Consider the following 21,457-nt stretch of genomic DNA (forward strand, 5'->3'; position numbering starts at 1 on the left):
CTGTCCGGACATCACACCTAGCCCTGATCGGCATCGCCGGAGTCATGCTGTTCGTATTCGCACCCACGTTGCCCTACGCCTTCGCCGGCTGCCTGCTCTGGGGGCTCGGGGTCTCACTCGGCTTCCCGGTCGGTATGAGCGCCGGCGGCGACGATCCACGCCGTGCCGCCGCCCGTGTCAGCGTCATCGCCTCAATCGGCTCTGCGCGGCTCTGGCCGGACCGCCCACCATCGGCATCCTCGGCAACCACCTCACCGTGCTACGCGGCCTGGTCACCGTCGCCGCACTCCTCAGCGTGGCGGCACTCATAGCCGGCGCCGTCCGCCCCCTGCCCGTGGCGCACCAAGCTCCCACCGCGAGCCTCAAACGAACCGCATGACACCTGCGACCGGACCGTCCGGGTGACAGGGCCGGCACGCTGGAGCGCCGCAGCCGTCCTGGAAACTACCGGGACGACACCAGCGCATTGAACGACAGCGTGAACGCGGCCTCGCCAAGGCCAGGCCGTCAGGACCGTGAGCAATCAACCACTGGCCGCGGTCGTTGATGATGCCCACGGCTGGGGATCAATATCTGAATTTGTGCCACAACGTGGCAATGGTCCGACCAGGTGGCATTCCTTGACCCGGCGGCGTCCACGTTCGAGGCGATGATGGACGGTTGGGGTCGCCAGCAGCGAGTCCGGTTTCTGAAGACCGAGACGATCGAGCGCCGACAGGAATTGGTGCGCAGGATGTTCCGCTTGTCGAACTTATATCCGTGGCAGTGGAACCGCGGCCGAGGTCGAGGCGTTCATCGATTGCCTGCGGACCGGCCCACGGCCGATCGTAGTGTCGACTGCGCGTGGCTATTTGGCTGATCTTCAGATGTTTCTCGGCTACCTCACTGATGGTCGCTACGGATGGCCCGCAGTGTGCGCGGAGCGCTTCGGGGCAGCGCCGCAGCAGGTGCTCGGAGAGTGGAACACCGTCGCGCACACGAGTGATTACGAGGGCCAGCCGGCTCGGCGACCGTTGACGTATGACGAGGTGCAGGCGCTGTTCGACGCGGCGGACCTTGCGCGCCTTGCCCTCACCCGGGATCCGTCGCAGTGGCAACAACCCCGGCTTCGTGTCGCTGCGCTTGACGACCTCGACATCGACGCTCGCCCGCGTCGGCCTCGGCCTCGGCCTGGCGGATCCGGTTCCGCAATGCCTCGTGATGCACGTTCAACTGCTCGGCCAGCCGCCGGATCACCGGCCCCGGATCCGACTCGCGATACAAGCACCCCAGCACGCTCACGCAGCTCGTCGGGATACTTCTTCGGTCGTGCCACAGAACTTCCTCCCGGTGGTCATCCGACCATGTTCATGAAGCTCCAGGAAAACGTTCATGAAGCTCCATGAAAACGGGGGGATCGCCTACCGGGCCCTCTTCTGGGCGCGGAGTTGGTCGGCCAGCCGTTCGAGTTCGGCCGCTTCTGTCGCGGGTGAGGTGTTGCTGAGCCCGCTGTGTGTGGCCGTCGGGCTGCGCAGGAACCGCCGGATGGCGGGTACGAGCACTGCGTCCGGCAGGGTCAGCACTGCGGCGAAGCCGCGCGGGACCGGTGGTGTCGGCAGGTCGGCCAGGCTCTGCCGCAGGCGGCGGATCATGTCGCGGACCGCGTCCGGGTCGCCGGCGAGCGCCGCCGGGCCGCCCGCCGCGAGCACTGCCTGCCCGAGGGGCACCACCATTGCGGCGTGCGTCTTGAGCCAGGCATCCATCCGCGGCTCGGCCTTGGCGTTGATCCCGGCGGTGCGGAACATCCGCACGATCCGCTGCAGTCGAGGGCTGTCGAGCCCGCCGGGTTCGCCGATCGGCATCGGGACGCGGCGGGTCACGAAGCTGGTCGCGCGGTGGCGGACCACGTCGCCGTCCATCGTGCCGCCGCCGGTGGGGAAGCCGAGCAGCACCCGCTCGTGGCCGATCACCGCGCCCAGCGGTTCGGCGCCGGCCGCCCACGCGTGCAGGAACAACACGTCACCGTCGAGGCCGGCGATCGATTCCAGGACGGGGTCCACCTGATGGGCGCGGACCAGGACGGCGATCAGGTCGTACCCGCCTGCTGGGTTCTCGACCACCGGCACCGGCACTTCCCGGATGACCGGGCTGTCTTCCTCGGCGAGTTGAATGCCGTGCCGGCGCAGGCAGGCCAGGCGCTCGCCCCGGGCGAGGAGCGCGACGTCGTGCCCGGCGTCGTGCATGCGGGCCGCGAGCAGGCTGCCGAGGACCCCGGCGCCGTATACGAGCAGCTTCATGCCTGCACCCGCGCGGGGATGTTCACGGCCGGGTCGGCCGGTGCGTCGTCGAGTTGGTGGCGCAGTTTCTCGCCTTCGACGTCGACGTTGGGCAACAGCCGGTCCAGCCATCGGGGTAGCCACCAGGCGGCCTTGCCGAGCAGGATCATCACGGCCGGCACGATGGTCATCCGCACGACGAACGCGTCGAAGAGCACGGCCGCGGCCAGCGCGAAGCCGATCGATTTGATGAACGTGTCGGGGGCGATGATGAATCCGGCGAAGACGCTGATCATGATCAGCGCGGCGGCGGTGACCACCCGGGCGCCGTGGCCGAAGCCGGTGATCACGGCCTCGCGGGGTGCGGCGCCGTGTACGTAGTCCTCGCGCATCCGGGTGACCAGGAAGACCTGGTAGTCCATGGCCAGGCCGAACACGATCCCGATCACGACGATGGGTAGGGAGCTGATGATCGGCCCGGTCTGCTCGACGCCGAGCAGGTCGGCGCCCCAGCCCCATTGGAAGAGTGCCACCAGGGCGCCGAAGGTGGCGGCGAGGCTGAGCAGGAAGCCCAGGGTGGCCTTGATCGGTACCAGCACCGACCGGAACACCAGCATGAGCAGCAGGAACGCCAGACCCACGACCACCGCCAGGTACGGCAGGAGGGCGTCGGTGAGTTTGGTGGAGACGTCGATGCTGACGGCGGTCAGGCCGGTGACGCCGATGCTCGCGCCGGTGATGGTGCCGTCGAGGTCGCGGATGGCGCGTACGAGATCTTTGGTGGCGGTGTCGCCGGGTCCGCTGGTGGGGATCACGGTGAGCAGGGCGGTGTCCCCGGCGGGGTTGACGGCGGCGGTGGCCGCTGTGGTGACGCCGGGAACAGCGGTGATCTTCTGCACGACCTGCTCGGCGGTGGTCTTCGCGGCGCCGGCCGGGGTGTCGACCACGACGATGAGCGGCCCGTTGAAGCCGGCGCCGAAGCCCGCGGCCAATAGATCGTAGGCCTTGCGTTGGGTGGAGTCGGGTGCTGCGGTTGCGTCGTCCTGGATGCCCAACTGCAGGTCCAGGGTCGGGGTCGCGACGATGCCGAGCGCGGCCACGGCGATCAGCAGTGTGGCGACCGGACGGCGGGCGATCGCACGGGCCCAGCGGGTGCCGAAGGTGATTCGGCCGGCCTCGGGGTCACGGGTGCGCTGAGTGCGGGCCCGTTTGCCGAGGACCCGGCGGCCGGCGAAGCCGAGCATCGCGGGCAGCAAAGTCAGGGCGATGACCACGGCGATGGCCACGGTGAGCGCGGCGGCCAGGCCCATCTGAGTCAGGAACGGCACGCCGACCACGGAGAGCGCGGCCAGCGCGATCACGACGGTCAGCCCGGCGAACACGACCGCTGAGCCGGCGGTGCCGACCGCCCGGCCGGAAGCTTCCTCGGGTTCGCGGCCGTCGGCGAGTTCGTGGCGGTAGCGGGAGACGATGAACAGGGCGTAGTCGATGGAGACGGCGAGCCCGAGCATCAGTGCGAGGATCGGCGTGTTCGAGGACAGATCGATGAAACCGGTGGCGGCGGTGATCAGGCTGATACCGATACCGATGCCGAACAGTGCGGTCAGCAGCGGCAGCCCGGCGGCCACCATCGAACCGAACGTGATCACCAGAACCACGGCGGCCACCGCGACACCGATCACCTCGCCGAGGCCCTGCTCGGCCTGCGGCTGCAGCGCGTCACCGCCGACCTCGACGGTCAGGCCCTTCGCGCGGGCCCGCTCGGCGATGCCGGTGAGCGCGACACGGTCACCGGCGGTCAGCTCCTGCGCGGCCACGCGGTAGGTCGCCTGGGCGAAGCCGACGGTCCCGGCCTGATTCACGGCGCCGGACTGGAATGGGTCGTTCACCGAAGCCACCTGCGGTGCTTGGCGCAACTCGGCGACGACCTGCTCGACGGCCGCCTTGGTGGCCGCGCCGGTGAGCTGCTGTCCGGCCGTTGCGGCGAAAACCACCCGGGCGGTGGCGCCGTCCGCGGAGGCCTGCGGGAACCGTTGCTGCAGCAGGTCGATTGCCTGCTGCGAGGGCGTGCCGGGAATCCGGGACGCGTCGGAAGTCGGACCGGACAAGGTCACGGCGCCGGTCACCCCGGCCGCGAGGACCGCCAGCCACAACCCGACGACCAGCCATCGCCGACGGAACGCGAACCGGCCCAGCCGGTACAAGAACGACGCCATCTCGGGACTCCTCCGGAAGATCTGTGTCTCCGCAAGCTAGCCGATCGTACAGCGACTGACTGTACGATCGTGAGGTTTCTTACTTTACGAACGTGCAGTGGGGAACTTTACGGACGTGCAGTTGGCTGGTGGACGATCGGCCAGCTAGGCTCCGGGCATAGACGGATTCAGTCAGGAGCGCTCATGGCCGTAACGGCAGTCAGGGCGGCCGATAGCCGGCAGCGATTCATCGATGCCGCGATCGGCTTGTTCACCCGGCATAGCTTCGCCGGCACGTCGCTGCAGATGATCGCCGACGAAGTGGGCGTCACGAAGTCGGCCGTGCACCACCACTTCCGCACCCGCGAGGAACTGCTGAACGCCGTAGTCGAGCCGCTGCTCGGCGAGGTGCGGAGGGCCGTCGAGGCGGCCGAGGGAAAACGCGGCCGGCGGGCCCGCGCCGAGCGCATGCTCACCGGCTTCGTCGACCTCGCGGTGAGAAACCGCCTGCTGGTTCCGATGCTGGTCGGCGATCCCGGGCCTATCGAGATGCTGCGCTCCCGCACGGAGGTGAGCGACCTGGTCAACCGTATGATCATGCTGCTCGCCGACCTCGACCCCGGCGTGGGCGGGTGGATCAAAGCCGACATGGTCATGGCCGGGATCGCCGGCGGGATGAGCGCACGATCGAGCGGCCTCGACGACGACGTGCTACGCCGATACCTGATCGAGGCGAGCCGTCGCACCCTCGGGCTGCGCGCCCCGCGATGCCTCACCTGAACGCCAGCATCGCTGAACTCAATCACACAGTGAATACCGCAGGTGCGGAATACCGGCACTTCACCAGCAGCGGCGCGTCACCACCGAGGCGATCATCGGCGGGATCATCGGCGCGGTCGATGACCCGCGGATGCTGCTGCTCGGCCGTCTCGACGACCGGGGCAGGCTGCTGTGCTACGTTGCCCGGACCGTGCCGCTCACGCTGAGCCAACGACAGGAGTTCGGTCGGATGCTCGCCGCGGCCGATGATGCGCCCCCGTGGCCGCAGCCGCTACCGGCGGCTTGGAGCGGCCAGCTCGACCGGCGCGAGCCGCAGCCCTACGTTCAGGTCGCGCCGCTGCTGGTGGTCGAGATTGTGGTCGACCAGGCGTATGAGCGAGGCCGGTACCGCCATCCGGTGCGGCATCTTCGCCTTCGCCCGGACTTGGCGCCTGACGACGTCGAGTCCTGGCGACCCTCGGGCCCGCGATAGTCGTGGAAATGTGTGAGCCGCGTTCGGGGCCGCGCCGACATGGCGCATCCCGGTCGACCCGGCCAGTCCAACGTTCTGGCTAGTGGGTGTTTTAGAGGGTTGTGGTTCGGGCTTGTCGTCGTTGCTGGCGGCGAGCCGGTTCACCGCGGGCAAGGCGCCGGAGCATCTGGTTGATCGCGGCCCAACGGATCAGTTCCTCGGAGACCTCGGGGTCACGTTCATAGTCTCGGGCCAGGCGGCGGTGGGCGGTCAGCCAGGCCAGGGTCCGTTCCACCACCATCGCTTGGGGTGTACCTCGAACCCGCGCTGATCGGCGGGCTTACGCACGATGTCGATCACCATGTTCAAGGTGCGGGCGGCCCAGTCGAGCAGCCGGCCGGCGAAGCTTTGGTCGGCGAACACGTAGCGGATCGGCGTGAACAAGAAGACGCTCAGCAGAGCCGTCTTGGCGCCGTCGCGGTCCTGCCACGACGCGGCCAGCACCGTGACGCTGACCAGCAGGCCGAGAGTGTCGGTGACGATAAATCGCTTACGCCCGTTGACCTTCTTGCCCGCGTCGTAGCCGCGGGTGTCACGCCCAACGGTGTCAGCCGCCTTGACCGACTGCGAGTCGATCACCCCGGCCGACGGCTCGGCGTCACGGCCCTCGGCCAAACGGATCTGCTCGCGCAGTTCCTCCAGGATCCGTTCGGTGACGCCGCGTAATGACCTTTCCTAAGTGCCGCGGCGGCGGCCACCCCACGGAATTTCTCGACTTTCTTCGCACGTTTTCAGCCAGCCGGGATCCGTGGGGTGAGCTGCGCTTGGACACCTACCAAGAGCGTTTGATCGAACAATCTCGCTGGAGGTTCATCATGCCGCCCTCGCCCGACGCCCCGCTGCTGACCGTCCGCGCGGCGGTGATCCTGCTGCTCGCCGCGGTGGTCGGTGTCGTGGCCGGCGTCCTGTCGTATCAGGTCGACAAATCCCTGCCCGGAGCGGCGCTCTGGGGAGGGGGTGCCGCGGGCGGAGCCGTCGCTCTGTTTCACAGCATCGTCAGCCGCTGATCCGCGATACCTCACTGGCAATGAGCAAGATCCGCGCTGTCACCGGACAACTCCTACTACTTCCGGCCCGTCAGAAGTGAGAAGGCTACTGACACCGAAGTGAGAATCGAGCGCTGACATCGAGCCGAGTAGTCTCAGTGGCCGCCAGGGACGACGGGAAGATCCGCACGATCGTCGGCGCCATCGAGGACCCGCGGGTGCTACTGCTCGGCCGCATCGACGGCCGTAGCCGCCGGCTGCGCTATGTCGCCCGGACCGTGCCGCTTGCGCTGAGCCTACGCTCGGTACGCGGCCGAACTACACCGCTGTACTTCGATCATTGATATTGCCGCTGACCTGCGCAGAAGCGATCGTGAAAGGACCGGCGGACGCTCGGTCACACGGAAGCCATGAGTCCCTGAAGGTCATCACTCACCCATCTGGTCCGAGCTCCGCCGTTTCAGCACCGCCTACGGCGGCCTTGATCGCCGAGATCTGACCGGTCAGGGCTGCTGGTGGGTGGTCCGCCTCGCCTCGTACCAGGTGTCGCCGACCTCCGCCGTCCGGCCCAGCCGGTGCAGGAGCTCCGCCTTAATCGCGGCAGATACTGGTACGCGGCCAGCCGGCCGTCCTGTTCCAGCGCCACGACCTCGGCCAACGCGCGTTCCGGTCCGTGTACCTCAGCCAGGGCGACCGTGGCGGTTCAGGGCCACGACCGGTGACGGCCACACCGTCAGCAGCGTGTCGTAGCGGGTCACGAGCTGCGGCCAGTCCGTCTGCGCGTAGGTGGGCGCCGGGGCGTACAGCGCGGCGATCGCCGCCTGCAGCACGTAGCGCCCCGGCCGCCCGCCGCGCAGGCCCGGTCCATCAGTTGGGTACGCACCAGCATCGTGTGCTCCTCGTCCGCCGGGGCCGCCTCCCGGCCCGCGCACCAACGCGTCGTACGAGCGACCCGCGGATCGACATGGCCCCGGAAAGACGGTCGGCTACTCCGGCGGAAGCGGGACGCGGGCGGCGAGGAACCGCGGGGCCATCTCGCGATAGCTGTCGGTGAGGAGCTCGGCGATCTCGCTCCAGTCGGTGTGGTCGCCGAGGAAGACGCCGACGACGTTGGCGCCCCAGCCCGCGCGGAAGAACGGGAAGCCGCTGCTGGTCAGGCCGAGCAGGTCGTCGGCGGGCACGCGGAACGTCATGAGGGTGGGCGGCTCGTCGGTGACCAGGTGCCGGGGATAGGCGAGACTGCGCTCCGGCTCGGCCGTGTAGACGTGGGCGACCGTGCGCTGACGGATCCGCCAGCGGACGCCGATCCAGGCCGGTTCCTCATAGGTCTCCGGCAGCCCGCGGCAGCTCGCTCGCAGCCTGTCCAGGATCTCCGGCCGTACGTCTCCTGGGGCGGACATGGGCCGACCCTACCGGTCACCGGCGCCTCTCGTGGCCGCCCGAAATGAGGATTCCTCATTTCTGCGGGCCGGGGCAGAATACCGCGCCATGGACTCGTCATTGACGGCTGTCGGTCTGCCGATCGCGCTCGGCATCATCATGCTCGGCCTCGGTCTCGGCCTGACCGTGGCCGACTTCCGCCGCGTCGTGAGCTATCCCAAGCCGGTCCTGATCGCGCTCGGCTGCCAGGCGCTGCTGCTGCCGGCGCTCTGCTTCGGACTGGTCGTCGCGCTGGACCTGCCGCCGGCTCTGGCGGTCGGCATGATGCTGCTCGCGGCGTCGCCCGGCGGCACGACGGCGAACCTGTACAGCCATCTCTTCGGCGGACAGGTGGCGCTCAACGTGACCCTCACCGCGGTCAACTCGGTGCTCGCGGTCGTCACGCTGCCGATCGTCGTCAACTTCTCGGCCGGGTACTTCCTCGGCGACGGCGAATCCATCGGCCTGCAGTTCGACAAGGTGCTGCAGGTCTTCGCGATCGTCCTGGTGCCGGTCGCCGTCGGCATGGCCGTGCGGGCGCGTTTCCCGCAGCTCGCCGACCGCCTGGGCCGGCCCGTCAAGATCCTGTCGGTCGTCGTCCTGGTCGCGGTGATCGCCGGCGCGGTGCTGAAGGAGCGCGAGAACATCGCGGACTACTTCGTCGCCGTGGGGATCGCGGTCCTGATCTTCAACGTGGCCAGCCTGGCCATCGGCTACGGCGCACCGAGACTGGCCGGCGTCGGCCGCCGCGAATCGATCGCCGCCGGCATGGAGATCGGCATCCACAACAGCACCCTGGCGATCACCATCGCGCTCAGTCCGGCCCTGCTGAACAGCACCGAGATGGCGATCCCGGCCGCGGTGTACGGCATCGTCATGTTCTTCACCGCCGCCGTTTTCGGCTACCTGGTCACCCGACGCAAGGAGCGAGCCGACCTCCCCGTGTGACCCCACCCCGGCCGGCGCTACGACTGCCCCCGCAGGTCCGGCTCCGCGACCCGGAAGACGTTCCGGCCCGCCTGATCCGCCACGCCGTGGTGCAACCGGATGACCGCCGTCGGTCGGCCGGCCGGATCCACGGTCCGGTCCAGCAGATCGCATGAAAGCTCGAGCTCGACCGGCAGCTCCCCGCCGGCTGCCAACCGGCCGCCGGCGTCCAGCACGGGAACCTTGTCGATCAGCGACACGACGCTGTCGTCCACCTCGTGCAGGTGCGCCTCCACCCAGCCCGGCCACGCGTCGTCCACGAAGCGGATCACTCGGACGCGGACGTGGTACATGATCTGACCCCGTTCAGGAGGCAAACGACGAAGAGGCCCTCCGGCTCGCGCGCACAGCGGAACAGCACGGTGCCGGGCATAGCAGGACCGAGCTGGGTCCAGGGAGTCCCGAAGCGCTCATCAACCGCGACGCAGCGACCCGGCCAGCGTGGTGACGGCATAGCCGAGCAGGGCCAGGCCGGTCCCGGTGGCGGCCACCAGGCCGGCCGCCACCCCGGTGGTGAGTCCGGTGATCAGACCGGCCAGGGCGACGGCGCAGACGACGACGCCGAGCAATCGCAGATGCGGCTCGTGCAGAACGTGTACGAGCGGGAAGAAGTGGACTCCCACCACGGTCGCGACCAGCACCGGAACGTATTCCGGCCGGTCGGCGGCCGACAGCAGCACGGCCCCGATCCCGGCCGAGGCGAACTCGGCCACGACGATCAGCAGGTACCGCCGGTGCGCGGCCCGGTCGCGCCCCGCTGGTCCGGCCCGCCCGGCCCGGGCCACAACGACGAACCCGGCGATCGCCGTGAGCAGCGCCGCCACGCTCGCCACGACGAACAGCGTGCGCAGCAACCCGCCGGCACTGGGGACGCTGAACCAGACGGTCGCGAACAGCCCCAGATAGAGCGCGGTGAGACCGGCCTGCCGCCGCGATCGGGTCTGCACCGTTGTCGACACCTGCGCCATCGTACGGAGCGGGCCGCATCCGGGCAGGCCTGGTGCCGGTCGAGGGATGAGTAGGGTGCCGGTGTGCGTGCCCTCGACGAGCTGATCGACACCGCTGATCCCGCCTGGCCGGGCATCCAGGCCGCCATCGCCGCCGCGCCGTTTCCGGTCGAGGTGCTCACCGCCGACCGCCGGCGGGCCCGTGAGGAACTGCACCGGGCTCAGGTGACGACGCGGTCCTGGCTCGGTGCGGTGGTGTACGCCACCGGTGGGCTCGTGCTCGATCACGGGTGGCTACGGGTGCTGGGGTCCGGCAGCCACGGCCGGCACCTGGCCGGCCTCAGCGAGGCCAACGCGACCGTCACCGGCGGGATCATCGTGGCGCAGGACGTGCTGGGCGGTCAGTTCGCCTGGGTGGCCGGCTCCGGCGGGCCGACCATCGAATACTTCGCCCCGGACACGCTGCGTGGGAGGACTGCGAGCAGGGCTACGGCGACTGGCTCGCGGCCATGCTCGGGGGCGCGTTGCCCGAGTTCTACGCGGAGCTGCGGTGGCGGGGATGGGCCGAGGAGGTTGCGGCCTGCCGGCTCGATCAGGCCATCGAGCTGTTCCCGCCGCCGTGGAGCCGCGAGGGCAAGGATCTCAACGCGGTGTCACGCCGCCCGGTGCCGATGTCGGAGGCGATGTCGCTGCTCGGCGCGGCGGACGGGAGCCGGTAGGCGAGCAGCCCGGCCAGCACCCGGGTCACCCCGCCCCATCTCCGCGACTGCGCGGGCCGGGCCGTGGGTCCACCCGGTAGCGCACCGCGCAGCTGACGGTCTGGCAGGGTAGCCCGACGGAATCCATATCGAGCCGATCCCGCTCCGGCACAGCACCATCGCGGCCACGGCTAGGATCACGGCGAGAACCAACTGCCACGCGTACTTAGCCCTGATCCGTGGATCGGCTCGGGTGTGATTGCCGGGCCGAGGTCGAGGTGGCTTGCGCGGGTTGAGGGCGTGGCTGTTCTGCTGGCCGGGGGTCCAGCGTGCTCGGTTGCTTCGTCGGGTCGGTGGCCGGTGTCGTGTGGTGCGTGTGGCTGGGTCTGGTCCGGTCAGGTGGTGAACGCGGCGGTCCAGAGGGTGAGCCAGGCGTGGGCGCGGGGCCAGTGGGTGGGTAGGTGCAGTGTCGGGTGGTGTTGGGGTCGGGCGAGCCGGGCCGGGATGTTGATCAGGTGGGTGCGCAGGGTCGCGCCTCGGGCCACCGTGTAGCGGGTGGTGTCGGTGAGGGTGCCGGCGGCGCGGAGCAGGTTGTGGCAGATCGCGGCGAGGATGCACCAGGCGGTGTTGGCGGTGAACATGCCGGAGGGCTGGTGTGCCCAGGGTCCGTCGATGAGGTCGGACCAGACGGTTTCGCAGATGGCGTGGCGGCGGTGGGTGATGTCGGCCTGGTCGACCGGTTCGGTGGTGTTGGTGAAGAACGGGTGGTAGCGCCAGACCGGGAACAGTGGGTCTTGGGTGTTCGCGTCGAGCACGCGGCGCACGATGAGTCGGCCGGTGATGCGGTGGCGGTTGTCGGCGATCGCGGCGTCGACGGCCGGATTGCGAGCGATCGTGATCGAGAACCGGGCGCCGGCGGTGACGATCGCGGTGACGATCGTGCCGGCGCAGTAGGCGGAGTCACCGCGGATGAGGATGTTCTGTGGGGTGGCGCCGGCCGTGATCGCGGTGTTGAGCGCTTCGGTGACCATGCTCGCCGCGCCTCGTGAGGAGGCCGCCCGCCCGGCCCTCAACCGGACCCCGGCCAGCATCGGGGCGGCGGTCTCGGTGCTGATCGTGACGGCCAGGGGTGACAGGCCACGCCGCAGCACGGTCTTGCCGGAGATCTTCGTGTGACCGAACGACGCGCCCTGCTTGGCGCGGCCGTAGACCGGGCGTAGCAGCGAGTCGATGTCGATGAAGCAGCGATCGGTGATGCCATGAAGGACCCGGGTCTGTTCGGTGAGCGCGACCAGGTGCCGACGCAGCACCGCCGACAGTTGCCGGGTGTGGCCGTGGGTGAACTCGCGCAGCAGGATCCCCAACGTGGTCGCGGCGTAGACTCCGTCGAACAGGCGCTTCATTCCACCGGCGCGGATGACGTCGAGGTCATCGATGCTGTCGGCCCCGCAGGCCATTCCGGCGATGATCGAGGTCAGCTTCGGTGTCGGGTTCGCCGCCCCGGACTTGACCCGCTCGCAGGCGAACCGCACGTGCTCGTCCAACAGCTCGGACAGGCCGGTGCGTTCGGCCAACGCCAGCAGCGGAACCAGACCCGCGTGCGACACGAGATTGTCCTCGTCGAACACCGCGCTATCCGTACGCCAGGCATGAGATCCTTGCACCGAGAGTGTCCTTCCAAGCCGGTCTGATCAGGGTCCTAGACAAACCCGATTATCCCAGCTCAGAGGGCATTCTCACCTTATCTGCACCCAGTCTTCAGTCAATGCGAACCGATCCAACCCACGGATCGAGGCTAAGGGCCAGCCAGGATCGCACGAACTTGACCGCGTTGGCCGCGGTCAGGCGGGGTGCCACCGCGAGCAGCCCGAGCCCCGCTGGCGCGGGGCCTATCGGCGCTGGGGTGAGTACCATTCCCGTCCTGACCGGGGGTGTCCTGTCCGAGGCCTCGACGGATCGCGATCTCTACGGGTGAGTACGCGCCGTCGGCCCGCTCCAGTTCGTACGGCACGGCCGGCATCAGCGGCGGCTGGGCCATGAAACGCGGCCGCGCCCCGTGGTGCGGTTGCGCCGCGTGCACCAGGAACGGATGGCACAGGAAGACATCGCCCGGGGATCCGGTGGCGAGGGCGAGTGGCCGGTGGTCGGAGGCCGCCATCAGGTCGGGCGCCAGGGCCAGCCCGCTGGCTCCGTCCTCCCCGTATTTCTCCAGCACCTGTGGCACGTCGAGGTGGGAGCCGACCCGGATCCGGGTCGGGGCGTCCTTCTCACCGACCTCGCTGAACAGGAACAGCATCAGCAGCGCCCGGCCCCGGGAGCGCACATTGGTGAAGTACCAGCTCTCGCCGTCCGGCAGATAGCTGCCCTCGATGTGCCAGCCCGCGTCGTCCGGCTCATTTTCGTGCGGGAAGCGCAGCGGGAACGTGCCCAGTGAGTAGCGCGGCTCCCAGCGTCCCGTGCCGACGAGCAGGTCGTACGCGTGATGGAGGAACGGGGAGTTGGGAGCGGCGGCGAACGGACCCTGCGCCATTCCGGGCACCCAGTGCACAGGCTGCGTCCACGTCGCTGGGTCGTCCGGGTCGCAGTCCGTCTCCCGCCATAGCAGCCGCGCGCAGTCCGCTGCCACGCGCGGCGCGACGGCGCCCTCCAGCTTTACGAAGCCGTCGCGAAGAAATCGGGATACCAAAGTCGTGTCATCCATGCCCCCATCGTGCGACGGCGCCGATCTCGATCACCCGACATTTTTCGCGCCGCTTTAGTCGGGTGCCCACCGGTGCGCTGCGACCAAGGTGGATGTTCGACGGAGGCTCGATGATCTTGGCACTCCGTCTGACCGCCGAAGGGGGCGAAGGCGTGGAGACCCGTATCGTCGACCATCCCGGGTTCCGGCTCGTGGGGCATGCTGCCCGCGTCCTGCTGGTCCATCAAGGCATCAACCCGCACATCCAGCAGCACATCACCGCACTGCCGACTGAGGAGCACCTGCGTTTGAAGGCCCTCGGCAATACTGAGCCGAGCGGCCTGCTCGCGGTCAGCGACGACCTCGACCCCGACTACGCCGAGGGCAGCGAGCTGACCTACCTTCACGGGGTCGCCGTGTCCCCGGGTACGCCGGTCCCCGGCGGCCTCGACATCATCGACGTCCCGGCCGGTAGATGGGTGGTCATCCGGACCGCGGGGCCGCATCCGCAGACCCTGCAGAAGACCTGGGCCACGGCCGCAGCCGAGTGGTTCCCGTCCAACCCGTGGCGTCTGCGGCCAGGCCCGGAGATCGTCGCGGTGCTTGAGCCGACGAATGACTTCAGCACCGCGACCTGTGAGCTCTGGCTGCCCGTCGAACCGGCGTAACGATCTGGCGAGCATCCCGACAGCATCAAGGAGTCACTGGAGTCGGATAATCCGTCGGGAACGGCTTGCCGGAGGGTGTCTTATCCAGGACGAGCTGCCCGGCGCGGGTTGCGTTCGCGGCGGCGTCGAGTATGGCGTGTTCGAGCGCAGCGGCAGCTGGCCGGTCCTGGTAGGCGTTTGTTCCGGGTACGGCGACCTCGCCACCTGTGTTGTCCGGCACGATCGAGAAGCCGAATTTCTCGTCGTCGATCTTTCTGATGCTCAGTCCGGCGGTCATGCGGCTCTGCCTGTCGAAGCAGACCGAGTAACCCGCCGAAGGCTTCCACGGCTGCTGCAATCTTTTCTTCAGTCACGGAACTCTCGCCACCGCGACCCCGCCTGACCACGGCTCAGGATCTGCAGCACTGCGGTGCTACGGGCGGCCTGGGCAGGGTGGGCCCCCAACACGCGCACACAGAAATCGACAAGCGACGGATGAGGCCGAAACAAGCGGTCATCCGGGACCCTCACTCACTCGTGCCCAGAACCAGCCGGGCCCGGTCGCGTACCGGGCCCGGCCGGAGGCTTAGTCGGCGACTACGGTCAGCGTCAGCGGACCGTCTGGGAGCGGGGTGCTGCTGTTGCCGGGGTAGCCCCAGCGGCTGGTGTTGCGGGCCAGGTCGATCAGCGTGATACCGATCGTGTACTGGCCGGGCTCGAGGCGGTCGGTGGAGACGGCCAAGTGCAGGGTGCCGTTGTCCTCCTGGACGCCGCCGTACATGCTGCCGCGCGAGGCGCCCGTGCTGTCGTAGAGGGTCGCGTCGTACTGCGCGACGGGAGCGAAGTCGTCGACCTCGACCGTGACGTCGAAGTTGACGCCCCACGCGTCCTCGGTCTCCTGCGATGTCCAGGTGGCCTTGGGCAGGCTGGCCCCGAGCACGACCGGCGCCTTCTCGTCGGGCAGGGGCGTGACGGTCAGGCTGAGGTTCGCATTGCCGTACGCGGTGCCGTAAAACGCGACGTTGCCCGCGCCGTCAGTCAGCTTGACCCCGTCGATGGTGCAGGTGTCGGCGCTGCCCGTCGGGACGAGCAGTTCGATCGCGACCGTGCCGTCGGCGCGCACCTCGGGCGTCCGCGTCTGCGGCGAGCACGAGGACACATCGACGTCGACCGAGGCAAGGCCGTCTACCAGGCCGTGCGGGGTGAAGGTAAGCGCCGTAGTGGTCGGGCGGCGCCAGTTGTTCACCTGCGGCTCGGTCAGCGCAAAGCTCGTCGCGCTGACCACATCGTTGCGGCTGACGTGCACCGGCGCCGCTCCCTCGGGCGCGGTGTCGACCCGGGTGTGCCCCCAGCTGTCGGTCAGCTCGACCCGCGTGACCCGCCACGAACCGGACGGCGAACCGGACGGCACGGTGACCCCGACGGGGCAGTCCGCCAGGGCCGGGGTGTACGTCTGCGCGCCGTTGCAATACCAGTACGGCGCGGTCTGAGTCAGCTTGAACGTGGCCGACGCCCGGCGGCCGCCCGGGCCCGCGATGGTGAGCTTGCCGTTCTTGAGGGCGGTCTCGTCGGTGATCTGAACCCGGTAGCGCAGCGTCACCCCGGAGCCGTCGTCGTAGAAGCCGCGAGGCTGGCCGTCGTCGAAGGCGACCCGTTGCACGGCCGGCGCCTCGCTGTCGACGAGCTGGGTGACGGCCATGGTGGCCGGACCGGGATCACGCACCGTTCGGGCGTGGGCGGTGTCGTCGGCGATGGTCACCTTGGTGACCCGCCACTCAGTCGCGGCCGCCGGCGCATACCGCGGCACCACGAACTCGTAGACGTAGCTGGATTCCTGGGGCGTGCCGGAGCCACCGACCTGGGCGCGGCCCGGCTCGAAGTCGTAACTGACCGTGCGCGGCTGGCCGATCGGCGTGTCGCCAGTGAACTGGCGCAGCTCGACCACGCCGTTGATCCGCCGGGCCCGGGCGTCCCGGTCAATGACGGTCCACGACAGATAGACCGATTCAGGCTGTTGGGTGACGTCGACCGTGGTGCGGTCGAAGCTGATCGAACTGATGTCGAGAATCGGTGCGGCTGTCGCCGGGGTGCCGGTGAAGGTGCCCGCGGCGGCAACGGCCAGGACGGTGACGAGCGCGCGCAGACGCCAGCGCTTCATGTCGAAAATCCCCCGTGAATCAAGAGCCCTCGATGGACGTGCTGAGACTAGCTGCCCGGTGCGACAAGAATCGGCGCGGCCAGAATGTTCTGCCCATCGTTGAGGAGAAGTCACGGGGACGCCTCGGTCCGGAGTACTCGGCTGTCGCAGATAACGCGCCTACTCGCCGATCGTGGCGTGGTCAGGCACCTTGATCCGGTCGAGGTCATGTTCGCGACGATGCTGCCTGACGGGGCCGGGCGGCGTTGGCGTCGCTCAGCAGCCGGCGCACGTCGTCGGGCCCGGCGATCTGACCATCGCCGGACCAGGAGGGTCGGGTCTGGCGCACGGGCTTGCCGGGCATCGCTCCTCCTCCTGCGGGTACGCTGACGCGACACCGTAGGGGAAGACACTTTCGAACACTTTTTCCAACCGCAGCTTGTCGTGTGCGCTGAGTGGAGGCGGGGTTTGCTGCACCGATAGGTGACATCTGAGATGGCTTGCCGTGACGGCGAGCTGGAAGGATGTTGCTGTGCCAAGCCCTACCCCCGCGAGTTCCGCGACGACGTTGTGCGCGTCGCTCGTGACCGGGACCCCGGCGTGACGGTCGAGCAGATCGCTAAGGACTTCGGGGTCCACCCGATGACACTGTTCAAGTGGCTGCGCCAGGCCGACACCGGCGACGTTGTCAAGCCCGGCGTGAGCGGTAGCGACTCGGCCGATCTGCGCGAGGCCCGTAAGCGGATCAAGCTGCTCGAGCAGGAGAACGAGGTCCTGCGCCGGGCCGCGGCGTATCTATCGCAGGCGAACCTGCCGGGAAAAGGCTCTACCCGCTCGTGAGCGAGCTCGCCGCCGACGGGATTCCCGTACTGCATATCGCTCGACAGCCCTATTACCGGTGGCTGGCCCGGCCGGTCACCGACGCTGAACTGGCCGAGGCGTATCGGGCGGACGCGTTGTTCGACGCCCACCGTGACGGACCCGGAGTTCGGCTATCGGTTCCTGGCCGATGAGGCCGGTGCTGCCGGACAGGCCATGGTCGAGCGCACCGCTTGGAAGATCTGCTCCGGCATGGGTTGGTGGAGCGCGTTCGGCCGCAAACGACGGCGGGGCAAGGGCGGTAGGCCGGGCCCGCCGGTGCACGACGATCTCGTGAAGCGGGACTTCACCGCCGCCGGGCCGAACCAGTTATGGCTGGCCGACATCACCGAGCACCGCACCGGCGAGGGCAAGCTCTACCTGTGCGCGATCAAGGATGTGTGGTCGAACCGGATCGTCGGCTACTCCATCGATTCACGGATGAAGTTCCAACCGCAGCCACAACTCATTGCCCTGGCGAGTGGAGCTCGCACCGCACGCCGTGTCGTTCGTGCAGATCACCGCCCGGCGTACGAAGAACGGCTTCGAGGGGCAGCCGGTGCGGGCGCTTGTCGACGGCGTCGAAGTCTGCAGCGGTACGCCCGACGCCCACGTCCCGGACGCCGTCGGCACCGGCCTGTCCACGGCGTCGAGGCCCACGGTTTCCGGCCGGGCCGTCATCCGTACGACCGGTCAACCCTCCCGGGGTGACCGTCACCCACGGCGGTTCATGCTCATGCCGCTGTGCATGCGCCGATGCTCGGTGTGCCGCTCAACGCCGACCGGGTGGGAGAGGAGCTGCTCGACGGCATCACACAGCCGGATGACGACTCATTGGCCGTCCCGGGCGTCGGCCCAGGTGCGCTGGGCGAAATTCAGGCCCGTGTACGCCTGGTAGTCCGCCAGGGTACGTACCGTGCCGATGCCGTACCGCCCGGGCCGGGGGTAGCGGAGCAGGTTGTTGATCCGGCGCCGGCTGGCCCGGTCTCGTTGGTGCCAGGTCAGCGCGCCGTCCTCGCCGAGGTGGTCGTTCCAGTGCCGGGGGCTCTCCGGCCGGATGTAGTAGTGCCAGGCCAGCACCTCGGTCGGGTGGAAGAGGTCGTAATCCCAGGTGTACGCCCGCAGTGAGACCGTCAGTTCCTCGCCCTGGAAGTAGATGTTCGGGTCGTACGGCACCTCGGTGACGAGGCTGCCCGGCGCGAAGAGGAAGCCGCCGGCCACGAAGTTCGCGGGCACCGGCCGGCCGGATCTCTCCGCCAGGCTGCGCTGGGACAGGAACGGGATGCCGTCGTAGGTCCAGCCCGCCACGATGATCTCGGTCGGTTCGCCGTTGCCCGTGTATTCCGCTCCGGGTTCGTACTGCGGCGGGTAGCAGGTGATGATCGGTTTCCGGGCTCCGGTGGCGGCGGCCGTGGCGATCAGTTTGGCGTCCCAGCCCGCGGCGAAGCGGGTGTGGCTGTCGACCTGCAGAAACCATTCCTCGCCGCGGTAGTGGCGCATCACCTCGGCTCGGGCCCAGCAGGCCCCCCGGCTCTGCCGCGCGTCGTAGTCGAGCACCTCGACCCGAGGGTCGTCGGCGATCGCGGAGATGTCCTCGTCGCCCAGGTGCTGCCAGCAGACCACGATGCGCAGCTCGTCCGGGTTCCGGGCCTTGGCCAGGCAGTCGAGCACCGTCGGCACCAGTTCCGGGTCCCGGTACGCGGCCACCGACACCATGATGGTCATCGCGGTGCCACCCGGGTCCGTACCAGGTCGGCCAGTGCCCGGTGCAGCGTCACCGCGCCGACCGGCGCCGGGTCACGGCCCGCGTCCCGGATGTGCGCGGCGAAGGCGGGATCGGGGAGTGCGCCCAGTCGGCGTAGCCGGTCCGTGGCGGCCGCCGGCCAGATCCAGGTTCCGTCGGTGTGCATCGTGTCCGTGACCAGCGGCGCGCCCTCCAGGTAGGCCAGCGCATCCAGCATCTCGTCGCCGTCGAGCGGCTCGTGGGCGCCGTCCGGATCGGGGTGGCGAAACCCCATCGCCGGGGCCGCGGCCCAGAGCAGCGCGAAATTCGCCCGGGCCGTCCACCGGTACGGGATCAGCGGCGTCTCCGGCTGGTGGACGTCGACCGCGGCGGCGTGTCCGCTGGCTGCTATTGCCTGCCGTGCCCGTTCGGCCAGTGCCGGCAGTTCCTCGGCGGGCTGCGCCGACTCCACCAGGTAGACACGGGTGGCTGAGGCCGTCCCGTCCACCGCGAGGTCGATCCGCCAGGCTCGCCACACTCCCGTGGTGCGGCCCAGGTCCAAGGCGTCCAGCAGCGTGCGGTCGTAACCGTCGACCGGCGCGGAGTCGTCGACCACGACCTCGTCCGGTGCGGGATCGGTCAGCAGCACGACCGGGGGGAACGGGATGAGCCGGTACGGGTGGGTCATGCCACAGTGGCCCGGATGAGCTCGGCACTCAGCCGCAGCGCGGCCGGGCTGCCCGAGTTGACCAGCACGTCCGTGTCGTCGGTGAGGATGCCGGCCAGCTCGGTCGCGGTCACCCTCCGCCAGTCGGGAGCGAAGAGCGTCTTCCGCTGGGCCGGGCTGGTAGCGACCATCGCGCACAGCACTCCGTCGTCGGCGCGCCGCACCAGCGGGCGGCCGTCGCCGTTGAGGGCCAGGTCGACCGTCGAGCCGCGCAGCACGGCCAGCACCTGGTCGATCTCGGCGTCGCCGCGCAGCGCGAGCCGCAGCAGCGCGTCGAGCGGGTCGGTGGGCCCGGCACCGTACCGGGGCCGGTAGTCCGGGTTGGGGCGGAATTCGCCGGCGCTGCCGTCCTCGGCGAGCGGCCACATGCCGACCACGGCCGCGAAGGGCGGCTCCGCTCCGGCCTCGGCCGGCTCCCACTCGGGGTCGGCGAGCAGGATGAAGCTCTCCACCGGTGTGGTCACGGGGTCAGCCCGCCGGGGCCGGGACGATCGCCGCGGACTGGAAGAGCAGGGCCAGCGCGCGGTGCTGTTCGGCCGGGCCGGGCGCGGGCGTCAGGAACCCGGCGGTCCGGGCGACCGCGAGCAGCTCCGGCTCGGGGGCCAGACCGTACGTCCGCAGGTAGTAGGTCACCGAGTCGGTCCACAGCCAGCGCCCGTCGGTGCGGTAGCTCATCGGTACCACCTCGCCGCGCTCCGGCTCGACGACGTCGGGCAGCCGTCCGGTGGTGGCCAGCACCGGCGTCCCGGCCTCCAGGTAGCCGGCCACCTGTTCCAGGTCGTCGCCGGTCAGGATCTCGTGCTCGGGCCGGAACCGGGCGCCGGTTTCGGTGATCGCGTCGAAGACCCGGGCCAGCCGGATCGGCGGAGCCGCGCCGTCGAGCCACAGCAGCGCGCCGGAATTGCGGGCCGTCAGCGTGTACGCGGGCAGCTCGGCGCCCGACAGGTAGACCTCGACCTGCGGCAGGTCCAGCCCGGCGGCGCTCAGCTCGCGCATCATCGCCGCGGTGGTCTCCGCCTGCGGCCCGTTCGCCTCCAGCACGTACACCCGGCCCGGGGGGATAGTCCCGGCTGCCCACTGCGGCGCGATTCGCCACGCGCGCCAGAGGGCGACCGCGTCCGGCCGGCGCTGCGCTGCCGCGATGGCCGCGCGGTCGATCTCGTCGCCGAGGTCGCGGCCCGCCAGGTCGAGCAGCGGCGGCACGTTGTGCTGGAAGGTGCGCGGATCCGGCAGGGCGGGGCGGAAGGCGAACTCCAGCTCCACCACCGGTTCGGGAACGTCCACTGTGCCGGTCTCGGCCAGCCGGAGCCGGGCCGCGGCCAGCACGGCGTCCGGCACCCGTCCGGCCCTGGTCAGCAGGGCGGCGTGCAGCTCGTCCTGCTCGCTCATCGTCATCCTCGCGTGCGCTCTCCCGGCTGTCGTTCACCGCATTCGACCATGGCGCTAGCGGCGGGGCACAGTCGTCGGACCCCGGATGCCCCTGCGCCCTCGCAGCGGCACCCGTTCGTACCCGGGACGGGCCGCGGCAGCCGCCGCCCGTCCCGGGGACGATCAGGCGAACGGATTCGGTGCCGCGGGGACCGGCACCGCGGGCAGGCCCGCGCGCTCGGCGTACTCGTTGAGCCACCGCTCCAGCGGCGGGCTCGACGGGGCCACCCACGGCTCGGCGCCGCTCTTCGGCACGACCAGCGGGCCGGTCACCAGCGAGTCCAGGAAGCTCCCCGTCTGGATGGCCTTGGCGGAGTTGTAGGCGAAGACCCAGCACCACGGGTATTCGCCCGGCGGCTGGTCGACCAGCGCCAGCGGCTGGCCGGGGTCCTCGAGCTCACCCAGCACGGCGGTCGCCCGCGCGCGGGCGTCGTCGGCGTTCATGCGGTGTTCCTTCCTTGTCGGTCCGGGGGCTGCCC

At 69.7% G+C, this 21,457-nt stretch carries 24 protein-coding genes and 2 pseudogenes; 9 read left to right on the forward strand and 17 right to left on the reverse strand.

Annotated elements, in window-relative coordinates; translation table 11 throughout:
• Window positions 1–1,071: 1,071 nt before the first annotated feature.
• From Aau02nite_RS38575 to Aau02nite_RS38585, 3 genes are all read right to left on the reverse strand, one after another.
• The gene (locus Aau02nite_RS38575; RefSeq protein WP_212993599.1) at window positions 1,072–1,281 is read right to left on the reverse strand and encodes a hypothetical protein; all 210 of its coding nucleotides are present in this window, start codon (window positions 1,279–1,281) and stop codon (window positions 1,072–1,074) included.
• 119 nt (window positions 1,282–1,400) lie between these two features.
• A complete protein-coding gene (locus Aau02nite_RS38580) occupies window positions 1,401–2,276 on the reverse strand; it encodes a ketopantoate reductase family protein (RefSeq protein ID WP_212993600.1) in 876 nt (291 codons plus the stop codon).
• Entirely contained in the window at window positions 2,273–4,471 is a 2,199-nt protein-coding gene (locus Aau02nite_RS38585) for an MMPL family transporter (RefSeq protein ID WP_212993601.1), read from the reverse strand. Before Aau02nite_RS38585 ends, Aau02nite_RS38580 begins: the two co-directional genes overlap by 4 nt.
• 69 nt (window positions 4,472–4,540) lie before the next feature.
• On the opposite strand from Aau02nite_RS38585, the gene Aau02nite_RS38590 reads away from it, so the two are divergent.
• Both Aau02nite_RS38590 and Aau02nite_RS38595 read left to right on the forward strand, forming a co-directional pair.
• Complete coding sequence (locus Aau02nite_RS38590; RefSeq protein ID WP_212993602.1) at window positions 4,541–5,230, forward strand: TetR/AcrR family transcriptional regulator; 690 nt, start codon at window positions 4,541–4,543, stop codon at window positions 5,228–5,230.
• A 130-nt stretch (window positions 5,231–5,360) separates the two neighbouring features.
• Window positions 5,361–5,702 (forward strand): hypothetical protein, encoded by a 342-nt coding sequence (locus Aau02nite_RS38595; RefSeq protein WP_212993603.1) that lies wholly within the window; start codon window positions 5,361–5,363, stop codon window positions 5,700–5,702.
• 91 nt (window positions 5,703–5,793) lie between these two features.
• Here Aau02nite_RS38595 and Aau02nite_RS38605 read toward each other — a convergent pair.
• Window positions 5,794–6,404: pseudogene (locus tag Aau02nite_RS38605) on the reverse strand (transposase); the annotation flags it as partial.
• 101 nt (window positions 6,405–6,505) lie between these two features.
• Here Aau02nite_RS38605 and Aau02nite_RS38610 point away from each other — a divergent pair.
• On the forward strand, window positions 6,506–6,748 hold the full coding sequence (locus tag Aau02nite_RS38610; RefSeq protein WP_212993606.1) for a hypothetical protein: 243 nt from the start codon (window positions 6,506–6,508) through the stop codon (window positions 6,746–6,748).
• A gap of 137 nt (window positions 6,749–6,885) precedes the next feature.
• On the forward strand, window positions 6,886–7,071 hold the full coding sequence (locus Aau02nite_RS38615) for a hypothetical protein (protein WP_212993607.1): 186 nt from the start codon (window positions 6,886–6,888) through the stop codon (window positions 7,069–7,071).
• Window positions 7,072–7,407: 336 nt separating this feature from the next.
• Here the strand turns inward: Aau02nite_RS38615 and Aau02nite_RS48135 are convergent, their stop codons facing one another.
• Complete coding sequence (locus tag Aau02nite_RS48135; RefSeq protein WP_212993608.1) at window positions 7,408–7,557, reverse strand: hypothetical protein; 150 nt, start codon at window positions 7,555–7,557, stop codon at window positions 7,408–7,410.
• 156 nt (window positions 7,558–7,713) lie between these two features.
• Window positions 7,714–8,127 (reverse strand): MmcQ/YjbR family DNA-binding protein, encoded by a 414-nt coding sequence (locus Aau02nite_RS38625; RefSeq protein WP_212993609.1) that lies wholly within the window; start codon window positions 8,125–8,127, stop codon window positions 7,714–7,716.
• Window positions 8,128–8,215: 88 nt separating this feature from the next.
• Here Aau02nite_RS38625 and Aau02nite_RS38630 point away from each other — a divergent pair, with 88 nt between their 5' ends.
• Window positions 8,216–9,094 (forward strand): bile acid:sodium symporter family protein, encoded by an 879-nt coding sequence (locus Aau02nite_RS38630; RefSeq protein ID WP_212993625.1) that lies wholly within the window; start codon window positions 8,216–8,218, stop codon window positions 9,092–9,094.
• Between the two features lie 17 nt (window positions 9,095–9,111).
• On the opposite strand, the gene Aau02nite_RS38635 is transcribed toward Aau02nite_RS38630, so the two are convergent.
• Together Aau02nite_RS38635 and Aau02nite_RS38640 are read right to left on the reverse strand one after the other, a co-directional pair.
• Window positions 9,112–9,426, reverse strand: a complete 315-nt coding sequence (locus Aau02nite_RS38635; RefSeq protein WP_212993610.1) for a hypothetical protein — start codon at window positions 9,424–9,426, stop codon at window positions 9,112–9,114.
• A gap of 120 nt (window positions 9,427–9,546) precedes the next feature.
• Window positions 9,547–10,092 carry a hypothetical protein gene (locus Aau02nite_RS38640; protein ID WP_212993611.1) on the reverse strand — a complete coding sequence of 182 codons (546 nt, stop codon included), beginning with the start codon at window positions 10,090–10,092 and terminating at the stop codon, window positions 9,547–9,549.
• 72 nt (window positions 10,093–10,164) lie between these two features.
• Between Aau02nite_RS38640 and Aau02nite_RS38645 the strand changes: the two are divergent.
• Window positions 10,165–10,799: pseudogene (locus tag Aau02nite_RS38645) on the forward strand (DUF2625 family protein).
• 374 nt (window positions 10,800–11,173) lie between these two features.
• Here the strand turns inward: Aau02nite_RS38645 and Aau02nite_RS38650 are convergent.
• Together Aau02nite_RS38650 and Aau02nite_RS38655 are read right to left on the reverse strand one after the other, a co-directional pair.
• Window positions 11,174–12,442: a transposase gene (locus Aau02nite_RS38650; protein WP_212993612.1), complete on the reverse strand. Its 1,269-nt coding sequence runs from the start codon at window positions 12,440–12,442 to the stop codon at window positions 11,174–11,176.
• 131 nt (window positions 12,443–12,573) lie between these two features.
• Window positions 12,574–13,479: a phytanoyl-CoA dioxygenase family protein gene (locus tag Aau02nite_RS38655; RefSeq protein WP_246595770.1), complete on the reverse strand. Its 906-nt coding sequence runs from the start codon at window positions 13,477–13,479 to the stop codon at window positions 12,574–12,576.
• 110 nt (window positions 13,480–13,589) lie between these two features.
• Between Aau02nite_RS38655 and Aau02nite_RS38660 the strand changes: the two genes are divergently transcribed.
• A complete protein-coding gene (locus Aau02nite_RS38660; protein ID WP_246595771.1) occupies window positions 13,590–14,126 on the forward strand; it encodes a GyrI-like domain-containing protein in 537 nt (178 codons plus the stop codon).
• Between the two features lie 25 nt (window positions 14,127–14,151).
• Here the strand turns inward: Aau02nite_RS38660 and Aau02nite_RS38665 are convergent, their stop codons facing one another.
• Entirely contained in the window at window positions 14,152–14,403 is a 252-nt protein-coding gene (locus Aau02nite_RS38665; RefSeq protein ID WP_212993614.1) for a hypothetical protein, read from the reverse strand.
• A gap of 288 nt (window positions 14,404–14,691) precedes the next feature.
• Window positions 14,692–16,263, reverse strand: coding sequence for a hypothetical protein (locus Aau02nite_RS38670; protein ID WP_212993615.1), 1,572 nt, complete (start codon window positions 16,261–16,263; stop codon window positions 14,692–14,694).
• A 474-nt stretch (window positions 16,264–16,737) separates the two neighbouring features.
• Between Aau02nite_RS38670 and Aau02nite_RS38675 the strand changes: the two genes are divergently transcribed.
• Both Aau02nite_RS38675 and Aau02nite_RS38680 read left to right on the forward strand, forming a co-directional pair.
• Window positions 16,738–17,082: a transposase gene (locus tag Aau02nite_RS38675; RefSeq protein ID WP_212993616.1), complete on the forward strand. Its 345-nt coding sequence runs from the start codon at window positions 16,738–16,740 to the stop codon at window positions 17,080–17,082.
• Window positions 17,083–17,214: 132 nt separating this feature from the next.
• Window positions 17,215–17,811, forward strand: coding sequence for a DDE-type integrase/transposase/recombinase (locus tag Aau02nite_RS38680; RefSeq protein WP_212993617.1), 597 nt, complete (start codon window positions 17,215–17,217; stop codon window positions 17,809–17,811).
• A gap of 120 nt (window positions 17,812–17,931) precedes the next feature.
• Here the strand turns inward: Aau02nite_RS38680 and Aau02nite_RS38685 are convergent, their stop codons facing one another.
• The 5 genes from Aau02nite_RS38685 to Aau02nite_RS38705 form a co-directional block, all read right to left on the reverse strand.
• On the reverse strand, window positions 17,932–18,825 hold the full coding sequence (locus Aau02nite_RS38685; RefSeq protein WP_212993618.1) for a GlcNAc-transferase family protein: 894 nt from the start codon (window positions 18,823–18,825) through the stop codon (window positions 17,932–17,934).
• Window positions 18,822–19,511, reverse strand: coding sequence for a hypothetical protein (locus Aau02nite_RS38690; RefSeq protein WP_212993619.1), 690 nt, complete (start codon window positions 19,509–19,511; stop codon window positions 18,822–18,824). Before Aau02nite_RS38690 ends, Aau02nite_RS38685 begins: the two co-directional genes overlap by 4 nt.
• Window positions 19,508–20,014 (reverse strand): type VII secretion system-associated protein, encoded by a 507-nt coding sequence (locus Aau02nite_RS38695; protein WP_212993620.1) that lies wholly within the window; start codon window positions 20,012–20,014, stop codon window positions 19,508–19,510. The genes Aau02nite_RS38690 and Aau02nite_RS38695 overlap by 4 nt, the downstream gene beginning before the upstream one ends.
• 4 nt (window positions 20,015–20,018) lie before the next feature.
• Window positions 20,019–20,939: a hypothetical protein gene (locus Aau02nite_RS38700; protein WP_212993621.1), complete on the reverse strand. Its 921-nt coding sequence runs from the start codon at window positions 20,937–20,939 to the stop codon at window positions 20,019–20,021.
• A gap of 162 nt (window positions 20,940–21,101) precedes the next feature.
• Window positions 21,102–21,422 carry a YrhB domain-containing protein gene (locus tag Aau02nite_RS38705; protein WP_212993622.1) on the reverse strand — a complete coding sequence of 107 codons (321 nt, stop codon included), beginning with the start codon at window positions 21,420–21,422 and terminating at the stop codon, window positions 21,102–21,104.
• Between the last annotated feature and the right edge of the window lie 35 nt (window positions 21,423–21,457).

This window comes from Actinoplanes auranticolor, assembly GCF_018332655.1.
Classification (GTDB): Bacteria; Actinomycetota; Actinomycetes; order Mycobacteriales; family Micromonosporaceae; genus Actinoplanes; species Actinoplanes auranticolor.